Source organism: Arhodomonas sp. KWT, assembly GCF_010993615.1.
Map to the genome: position 1 here is coordinate 21,295 of NZ_WNXE01000030.1, position 8,419 is coordinate 29,713.

General features: G+C 63.8%; 7 protein-coding genes. 1 reads left to right on the top strand and 6 read right to left on the bottom strand.

Annotated features, from left to right (window positions below):
• Positions 1–17: 17 nt before the first annotated feature.
• The 6 genes from G7A99_RS07685 to G7A99_RS07710 all read right to left on the bottom strand — a co-directional run bounded on the left by G7A99_RS07685 (position 18) and on the right by G7A99_RS07710 (position 5,635).
• Positions 18–1,253 carry an oligosaccharide flippase family protein gene (locus tag G7A99_RS07685; RefSeq protein WP_205599770.1) on the bottom strand — a complete coding sequence of 412 codons (1,236 nt, stop codon included), beginning with the start codon at positions 1,251–1,253 and terminating at the stop codon, positions 18–20.
• A gap of 194 nt (positions 1,254–1,447) precedes the next feature.
• Positions 1,448–2,332: a glucose-1-phosphate thymidylyltransferase RfbA gene (gene rfbA / locus G7A99_RS07690; protein ID WP_163139372.1), complete on the bottom strand. Its 885-nt coding sequence runs from the start codon at positions 2,330–2,332 to the stop codon at positions 1,448–1,450.
• A gap of 47 nt (positions 2,333–2,379) precedes the next feature.
• Entirely contained in the window at positions 2,380–2,922 is a 543-nt protein-coding gene (rfbC, locus tag G7A99_RS07695) for a dTDP-4-dehydrorhamnose 3,5-epimerase (protein WP_163139373.1), read from the bottom strand.
• Positions 2,919–3,836, bottom strand: a complete 918-nt coding sequence (gene rfbD, locus G7A99_RS07700; RefSeq protein ID WP_163139374.1) for a dTDP-4-dehydrorhamnose reductase — start codon at positions 3,834–3,836, stop codon at positions 2,919–2,921. Before rfbD ends, rfbC begins: the two co-directional genes overlap by 4 nt.
• On the bottom strand, positions 3,833–4,915 hold the full coding sequence (gene rfbB / locus G7A99_RS07705) for a dTDP-glucose 4,6-dehydratase (protein ID WP_163139375.1): 1,083 nt from the start codon (positions 4,913–4,915) through the stop codon (positions 3,833–3,835). The genes rfbD and rfbB overlap by 4 nt, the downstream gene beginning before the upstream one ends.
• 354 nt (positions 4,916–5,269) lie before the next feature.
• A complete protein-coding gene (locus G7A99_RS07710; RefSeq protein ID WP_163139376.1) occupies positions 5,270–5,635 on the bottom strand; it encodes a MarR family EPS-associated transcriptional regulator in 366 nt (121 codons plus the stop codon).
• 741 nt (positions 5,636–6,376) lie between these two features.
• Here G7A99_RS07710 and G7A99_RS07715 point away from each other — a divergent pair.
• Entirely contained in the window at positions 6,377–7,759 is a 1,383-nt protein-coding gene (locus G7A99_RS07715) for a HipA domain-containing protein (RefSeq protein ID WP_163139377.1), read from the top strand.
• Positions 7,760–8,419: the final 660 nt, after the last annotated feature.

Below are 8,419 nucleotides of genomic sequence, written 5' to 3' on the forward strand. Positions count from 1 at the left end.
TCTCCGTTATTCTCGGGTTAGCGGACGGGGCGCCCTGGAACCGGGAATGGGCCCGGTACAATGCGGAGACGCCGTACGACCCAAAAGGCGGTGGCCGCGTTCGTTGCTACCAGGCCGGTTGCCATAGCGATGGCGCCGCCCTGTGCGCCGAACGGCGGTATGAGCGTCAAGGCGAGCGCGGCGTGGACAGCTAAACCCACTACCGTCCCGCGAATGGAATCGGTCTCCCAGCCGGTCATGTTCAGAAGCCAGCCCACCGAGCCGAAAGCCACGTTGATGGTCTGACCCACCACCAGCGCCGCCAGGGGCCAAGCGGCGATCCTGGCGTATTCGCTACCAAGTGCCCAGCCGAGCAAGGGCCCACCCCAGGCGATAAGAATCAGGGCGGCCGGCCCGGCCACCGCCAGGGCCACCTGCGCCGAGCGCCGGGAGAGCGCCTGGAGCTGGCCTTTATCTCCCTGGTGGTAGGCCCGAGCCAGGTAGGGCCCGATAACCATGTTGACGATTACCAGGGGCAGCGCTACCAAAGTGCCCCCTTGAATGGCGACCCGCAGGGCCGCCACCTGCTGATCACTGCTCACCGCCCCCAAAAACAACAAACCGAGCTGGGCGTTGAGCCCACCGGTAACCATTAACAAGGTGAACCGCCCCCAGGCGCTCCGCCAATGCTTGTGCGCGCTTGTCTCCGGGGTGTTGCGTCCCAATGGCCGCGCGTAGCGCCATAGCGCCACCGACGCTGCAAAGGCAAGCCCCGTAGCCGCTACAAACGCCATCACGGCCGCTCCGGCACTGAGGGAATCTACAGCGAAAAGAATACCAAGGATGCTGAGCAGGGCAACGGGCCGAACAAGCATTTGGGGAAACTGAGCCCGAACCACCCGATGCAGGCCCGCCAGCCCGCCGGCGCGCAAACCCTCGAAGCCCATGAAAGGAAGGGCCACAACACCGAGCCCGACCAAAGGCCACCGCGATTCCGAACCCCCGAACCAGAAGCCGGCACACACGATTACCAAACCGACGAGGGTCGCCGCCACCGCCACCTGCCGATCCCCCCAACGAAGCAGCGCCAGGATGCGCTTGCCATCATCGGAGGCATAGCGAGTAGCGGCTTCACGGGTGACAAGCTGCTGAAGGGCCGGCCCGAATGGAGTGGCCAACGCCGTCACCACCGCAACCACGAACGCGTACTGGCCGAATGCAGCCGGCCCCAATCCCCGAGCCAGCACGACGGTCACCAGCAATCCCAGAGCCATGGATACAGCCTTCAGGGCCCCGGCACCCGCTCCGGCACGGATCAAGAGTGCCGCCAGCCCATTGCCACGAGCTGAGCCGAGCAACCGCTGCACTTTTCCTGCGCTCAAGGAAAACATCTGGTTTGTTAAGGGCTCGCGTATGGGGTAACGGGCAAGTTAGGGGTTGCCATTCAGGCTTTCCCGATTACGGCCATTTAAAATATCCGCTCTTCCAGCATCTGCAGGAGGTACTGGCCGTAACCGGTCTTTTTCAGGGGCTGGGCAAGGCGCTCGACATCTTCCGAAGTGATGAAGCCCATGCGGTAGGCGGTTTCCTCCGGGGAGGCGACCTTCAGCCCTTGCCGCTTCTCTACCGTCTCGATGAACGTTGCGGCCTCCAGCAGGGACTCGTGGGTACCAGTATCCAACCATGCCATGCCCCGGCCCATGACCTCGACATGGAGGCCTCCGCCCTCCAGATAGGCACGGTTGACGTCGGTGATCTCCAGCTCGCCGCGGTGGGACGGCTGCACCTCGCGGGCGACTTCAGGTGCGGCTTCGTCATAGAAATACAAGCCAGTAACCGCATACCGCGACTGTGGCTGCTCGGGCTTTTCCGTCAGGCTGACGGCTCGCCCCTGGCTGTCGAAGGCGACCACGCCGTAGCGCTCCGGATCATGGACCGGGTAGGCGAAGACGGTGGCACCTTCGGCGCGCGCATCGGCATTGCGGAGCAGGCCGCGCAGATCGTGGCCGTGGAAAATGTTATCCCCGAGGATCAGGGCACAGGGTTGCCCGTCCAAGAAGTCCTCACCGATGACGAGGGCCTCGGCCAGGCCGTTGGGCTCACGCTGGACGGCGTATTCGATCTGCAGCCCCCACTGCCCGCCGTCGCCCAGGAGTTGGCGGAATAGCGGGGTGTGCTCCGGGGTGGAGATGACCAGGATCTCGCGGATGCCGCCCATCATCAGGGTGCAGAGCGGATAGTAGATCATCGGCTTGTCGAACACCGGCAGCAGCTGCTTGGACAGGGTGTGCGTTACCGGGTAGAGCCGGGTGCCACTACCGCCGGCGAGGATGATGCCTTTGCGAGCCGTCATAGGATGCTACTTTCTCTGTGAGATAGAACCGTCAATTCAAATAATGGCTAATCAAAGATCTCGGCCTGTTCCAGTGTCCGACCCCCCCGATCCTTGCCGGAAACCAAGGGCTCGCCTTGCAGCGGCCAACCGATGGCCAGGGTCGGATCGTCCCAGCGGATGCTGCGCTCGTGCTCCGGGGCGTAGTAGTCGCTGCACTTGTACTGGAACTCCGCCAATTCGCTGGTCACGTAGAAGCCGTGGGCAAAGCCCGGCGGCACCCACAGCATTCGCTTGTTATCCCCCGAGAGATGCTCTCCTACCCACTGGCCGAAGGTCGACGAGCTGCGGCGGATGTCGACGGCGACGTCAAACACCTCGCCCACCGTGACCCGCACCAGCTTGCCCTGGGGCTGCCGGATCTGATAGTGCAGGCCGCGCAGGGTGCCCCGGATGGAGCGACTGTGGTTGTCCTGGACGAAGTCGTAATCGATGCCGGCTTCCGCGAACTTGCGTCGCTGCCACGTCTCCATGAAGAATCCGCGCTCGTCGCCGAACACGTCGGGCTCGATAAGCAGGACATCTCGGATCGCGGTGGGGATGACATTCATTCTTCGGTAGCCCCTTCACAGGCGACGATTTCGGTAAGCGCGTGGTCCACGCCCCGCTGCCAATCCGGCATACTCAGGCCGAAGGTCCTCTCTAGCCCGCTGCAATCCAAGCGAGAGTTCCGCGGCCGCGCAGCCTGGACCGGAAAGGCCTCGGTCGAAACGCGGGCAACGGCCTCATCCGCTACACTGACCGGCCAACCGGCAGCCCGGGCCTGCTCGATTACCCAGCGTGCATAACCGTGCCATGTGGTCTCGCCGGCGGCGGCCAAATGATAGAGACCGGCGCACTCAGGTTGAGCGGTGACAGTCGGCAACGCATGCGCTGTGACATCGGCAATCAGTTCAGCCCCCGTGGGGGCGCCATACTGATCGTCGATTACCTGCAGAGCATCCCGCTCCCGGGCCAGGCGGAGCATTGTGCGGATGAAGTTCTTACCCCGGGCGGCGTAGACCCAGCTGGTGCGGAAGATGAGGTGGGTACAGCCGCTGGCCCGGATTGCATTCTCCCCTTCCAGTTTGCTGCGCCCGTAGACGCTGAGCGGCCCCGTCACGTCGTTCTCGCACCAGGGCCGATCGCCACTGCCATCGAATACGTAATCCGTCGAGTAATGGACCAGCAAAGCCCCCTGTGCACGAGCCTGCTCAGCGATCACGCCTGGGGCCGTGGCATTGATCGCCTCCGCGCGCTCGGGCTCGGACTCTGCACGATCCACGGCCGTGTAGGCAGCCGCGTTGACGATGACAGCTGGCCGCACCGTCCGGATGGCCTCGCGCAGGGCGTCCGGGTCGGTAAGATCGCCACGCAGGCCATCACGACCGTGCCGATCTAGGGGGATAACCTCGCCCAGTGGCGCGAGCGCTCGTTGCAGCTCCCACCCTACTTGCCCATTGGGGCCGAAAAGCAGGATTGTCATATCAGCGCCCCGCGATGACCGTAATTCGTCTCGATCCATTCCCGATATGCGCCAGTGCGGACGCGCTCGGTCCAAGCCTGGTTCTCCAAGTACCAGCGCACCGTCTTTTCCAGGCCTGTATCAAAGCGCTCGCGGGGTTGCCAACTGAGCTCATCGCTAATGCGAGAGTCGTCGATAGCGTAACGCCGGTCATGGCCCGGGCGATCTTCGACAAACTGGATTAGGCGCTCGTAAGCTCCCTCGCTGTCCGGCGCAGCGCGATCCAGGGTGGCGCAAACCGCGCGGACCACTTCCAAGTTTGTGCGTTCACTGCGACCGCCGATGTTATAGGTTCGCCCGTCGACACCTTTCTCCAGCACATGGCGCAGGGCGTAAGCGTGATCCTCTACGTAAAGCCAATCACGAACGTTGTCGCCCTGTCCGTAAACGGGTAACGGCTTCCCTTCCAGGGCGTTAAGGATCATCAAAGGGATGAGTTTTTCCGGGAACTGGTACGGACCGTAGTTGTTCGAGCAGTTCGTCAATACCACCGGAAGGCCGTATGTACGGTGCCAGGCTCGGACCAAATGATCGCTCGCCGCCTTGCTGGCCGAATAAGGAGAACTCGGCGCATACGGCGTGTCCTCGGTGAACGGCGGGTCGTCCGGGTCCAAGTCGCCATAGACTTCATCGGTCGACACGTGGTGAAAACGGAAATTGTCCCGTTTTTCCGCATCCTGTTCAGCCCAGTAGGCCCGTGACGCCTCAAGCAGGTTCTGCGTCCCAGCGACATTGGTTTCCACGAAAACCGCCGGCCCTTCAATCGACCGATCCACGTGAGACTCAGCAGCCAGGTGCATGACCGCATCGGGCTTATTATCTCGGAATACCCTCTCCAATTCAGCACGGTTGCGGATATCGACCTGCTCGAAGACGTGCCTCGGGTGATCCCGGGCCTCTGCCAGCGATTCCGGATTGCCGGCGTAGGTCAAGGCGTCGACGTTTATGACGACGTTGTCCGTCTCGCGTATGAACTGCCGGACGACGGCGGAGCCAATGAAACCGGCTCCACCTGTAATGACAATGCGTTTTCTACTCATGAGATGAAGACGTCGCATGGCCAAGAGGGCCGCTAAAAGGTGACTGGGTACGTCGACCGGACACGCTACCGCCTGAGATGCAGCGATCCCATCGCGCAGGTGTCTGATTTTACGGCACCGTGTTTGTCGCACACGGCCTTTGGCCGTGCACGACCTACGGCGGGGGAGTCCCTCTCCCCTGCCCCTCTCCCATCGAGGGAGAGGGGTCGAGAAATCGTGCGCCAATTGTCCGTTGCACCGTCGCGCTGTCCAGTCCGTCGCCGTAGATTGGCTGCTCCTGGCTGCCAACATTACACGTCGCACCGCACTGGAGACGTCGGCTGCCTTGAGCAGCCGACCTACACGCCCGCCGACCTACGTACCTCCGTCGTCCCTGTCTCCGCCGGACGACACGTCGCCCTGTCCGGCCACTTCAGCGCGCAGGGTCTCGATCTCCGCGAGCAATTCGCGGTGCTCGCGCTCCTTGCGGCGGAGAAAGCGCACCGCCAGCGCTGCCTTCTCGCTCGCACCCTTGGGCGTGAGCGTGTAGAGATAGGCGCGCTTGTTCGGGTTACGCCGGAAGTTCTCCGCTTTCACCAGACCACGGTCGATGAGCGCACGCAGGCAGTAATTCGTCCGCCCGAGGCTGACACCGAGCGCACTCGCGAGCTCCCGCTGGGTGAGCTCGGGGTTGTCCTCGAGCAGGCGCAGGGCCTGCAGGCGTAGCTCGTCGGATGCCATGACGGTGTTCAGCGCCTGAACGATGGTTTGAGTATTGAACGCACTGTGGCCAGCTATTGCAAGGACGCCGTTCGCAGTACACCAACAGGTAGACGCCTTCCCTGATTCGGTTCGGTACAAAGGGGCAACGGGTTCCGGAGGGACAGGGTTTCCGGGAAGTATGGTGAGAGCTGACGGCCGGAATCCGGGACGGAGCCAGGGCGTGAACGTCGACGCTCTCGTGTATTTGCCGATGTCGGCTGCCAGGAGCGGCCGACCTACGGCTCCCTCGGTGATGGCTGTTCAGGGGCCGTCGTCTGTTTACGGCCACAGACCGTGTGGGGCATCCGGGGGCGGCCGGACCTGGCACGCCGTCGTACCGCTTCCCGCAGGTTGGCTGCTCCTGGCAGCCAACATCCACGCTCGGCACCCGCCGGGAGCAACGTCGGCTGCCTTCGAGCAGCCGACCTACACGCGCCAGTCCCCGTAGGTTGGCTGCTCCTGGCAGCCAACACCCACGCCCGGCACCCGCCGGGAGCAATGTCGGCTGCCTTCGAGCAGCCGACCTACACGCTGTCACGCCGCCCCTGCAACAGCGTCCGGAGGAGCCAGGGCCACGGCGTCGCCTCCGGACGGGATCAATCGTTATTTTATCGTTGCATAAATCGTTTCATACTATATCGGTAACAAACCGATATTGTTTTCAAAACCAAACGATTATATATTTAAAAATCGTGAAATTATTGTAGTGTAATAGAATCCATGGCCGTGTCCGTTACCACACTCACGGAGCAGCTCAGGGCGTTGGGGGTAGCGTCGCGTGGTGAGCTCGCGCGTCTGCTCGGCGTGAGTGCCACCACCGTCTATCGCCACCTCCGCGAAGCGGAGCGTGCGTCGATGGTGGTGCATTTCGGGCGGGGGCGAGGGACGCGCTATGCCGTGCGGGCCCCGCTGTTCCAGCGTGCGAGCGGTGATACCCCGCTTTATCGCGTGGATAACAAAGGCGTCGTCCACCAGGCAGCAACGCTGACAGGTCTCGATCGGGGGGCGGTTCTCGTGCGTCCTCCCGCTAGTGGCGACCTGCCTCGCCTCATGCTCGGTGAGTCCGGCGACGGCCATTTCGACGACCTGCCCTTCTATCTCCAGGATCTTCGTCCGCAGGGGTTCCTGGGGCGTCAGTACGCCCATTCCCTGCCGGAGCTGCCGGACAACCCGGACCACTGGAACGGCAATCAGGTTGGCGGCTACCTCCTCGACCACGCGGTGGATTTGCCGGGGGATCTTCTTCTGGGCGATGCAGCGGTGGAGCGTCTGCGGCACTGGCGGCCGGCGCAGTGCACCCCGACGGATTTCCCTGACATGGCCGAGCACGCACTGGCCGGCGAGATCGCGGGATCATCTGCCGGCGGCGAGCAGCCGAAGTTCCCCGCGTTCGTGGATGGTAACCACGTGCTCGTCAAGTTCTCCGCTGCTGACAGGACCTCCGTGGCGGCGCAACGCTGGCACGACCTGCTCGTCTGCGAGCACCTGGCGCTCACGACACTCGCCGAAGCGGGCCTGCCGGTTGCCGCTACGCGCCTTTACGATGAAGGGGAACGGCTGTTTCTCGCCTCCCGCCGATTCGACCGCGCCGGCAGGGACGGACGGCGGCCCGCGCTATCCCTCACTGCGGTCGATGCGGAGTTTGTGGGCCTGGGATACGGCTGGCAAAACGTCGCCAACGCGCTGACCGAGCTGGGATTGCTCGACGCTCACAGTCAGGGGCATATAGGATTCCTGGCGGCCTTTTCCGACTGGATTGAGAATACGGACCAGCACCTGGGGAATATCACGCTCCAGCCGCATCCCGCGGGCCATCTCGTAGTCGCACCTGCTTACGACGTGCTGCCCATGCGCCATGCCCCCCGGCAGACCGAGCTGCCGCCCGTGCCTCCCTTCCGAGTGCCGGTGTGCCGCGGGCCTCGGCCGCAGTGGCAACGAGCCGGGGAGACCGCGATGGTGTTCTGGCAGAGGGTCAGCCGTGATGAGCGAATCAGTGAAGGATTCCGGGAGCTGGCCGCACAGCGGCACAAGGCCGTCGCGGACGCCCTGAATTGGGGCGACTCAGGGCTGGATACCACCGAGGAAGACACCATCGGCTGGTGAGCCGGTACCGGCGCCCAGGGGACGACTGAACCTTGCCCGCTGTCGTACCGCCTCCGCTAGGTTGGCGGCTCCCGGCAGCCAACATCACCATGCCGAGGTATTGGAGCGGGGAATGTCGGCTGCCAGGAGCAGCCGACCTACCGCTGCCTCGGTGACGCTTGGTCAACGGCTCTCGTCTGTTTACGGCCGCAGGCCGTGTGCGGCATCCCGGGGGCGGCCGGACCTGGCACGCCGTCGTACCGCCTCCGGTAGGTTGGCTGCTCCCGGCGGCCAACATCACCATGCCGAGGCATTGGAGCGGGGAATGTTGGCTGCCAGGCGCAGCCGACCTACCGGTGCCTCGGTGACGCTTGGTCAACGGCTCTCGTCTGTATACGCCCGCAGGCCGTGTGCGGCATCCCGGGGGCGGCCGGACCTTGCCCGCTGTCGTACCACCTCCGGTAGGTTGGCTGCTCCTGGCAGCCAACATCCTCATGCCGAGGCATTGGAGCGGGGAATGTCGGCTGCCAGGCGCAGCATCCGTAGGTCGTGCGCCGAAGGCGTGCGACATAGACCTACGGAAGATGGGGTATCGTCCGGCACGGGTCAGGCGCGCGACGTCTCGGGCGGTGGCGGGGGATGTCGCACACGGCCTTTGGCCGTGCACGACCTACCGGAGGT

Excerpts from the sequence above, each read along its gene's own strand:
- G7A99_RS07685 (WP_205599770.1), bottom strand. The coding sequence starts at position 1,253 with ATGGCTCTGGGATTGCTGGTGACCGTCGTGCTGGCTCGGGGATTGGGG.
- G7A99_RS07710 (WP_163139376.1), bottom strand. The coding sequence starts at position 5,635 with ATGGCATCCGACGAGCTACGCCTGCAGGCCCTGCGCCTGCTCGAGGAC.
- G7A99_RS07715 (WP_163139377.1), top strand. The coding sequence starts at position 6,377 with ATGGCCGTGTCCGTTACCACACTCACGGAGCAGCTCAGGGCGTTGGGG.
- rfbA (WP_163139372.1), bottom strand. The coding sequence starts at position 2,332 with ATGACGGCTCGCAAAGGCATCATCCTCGCCGGCGGTAGTGGCACCCGG.
- rfbD (WP_163139374.1), bottom strand. The coding sequence starts at position 3,836 with ATGACAATCCTGCTTTTCGGCCCCAATGGGCAAGTAGGGTGGGAGCTG.
- rfbC (WP_163139373.1), bottom strand. The coding sequence starts at position 2,922 with ATGAATGTCATCCCCACCGCGATCCGAGATGTCCTGCTTATCGAGCCC.
- rfbB (WP_163139375.1), bottom strand. The coding sequence starts at position 4,915 with ATGAGTAGAAAACGCATTGTCATTACAGGTGGAGCCGGTTTCATTGGC.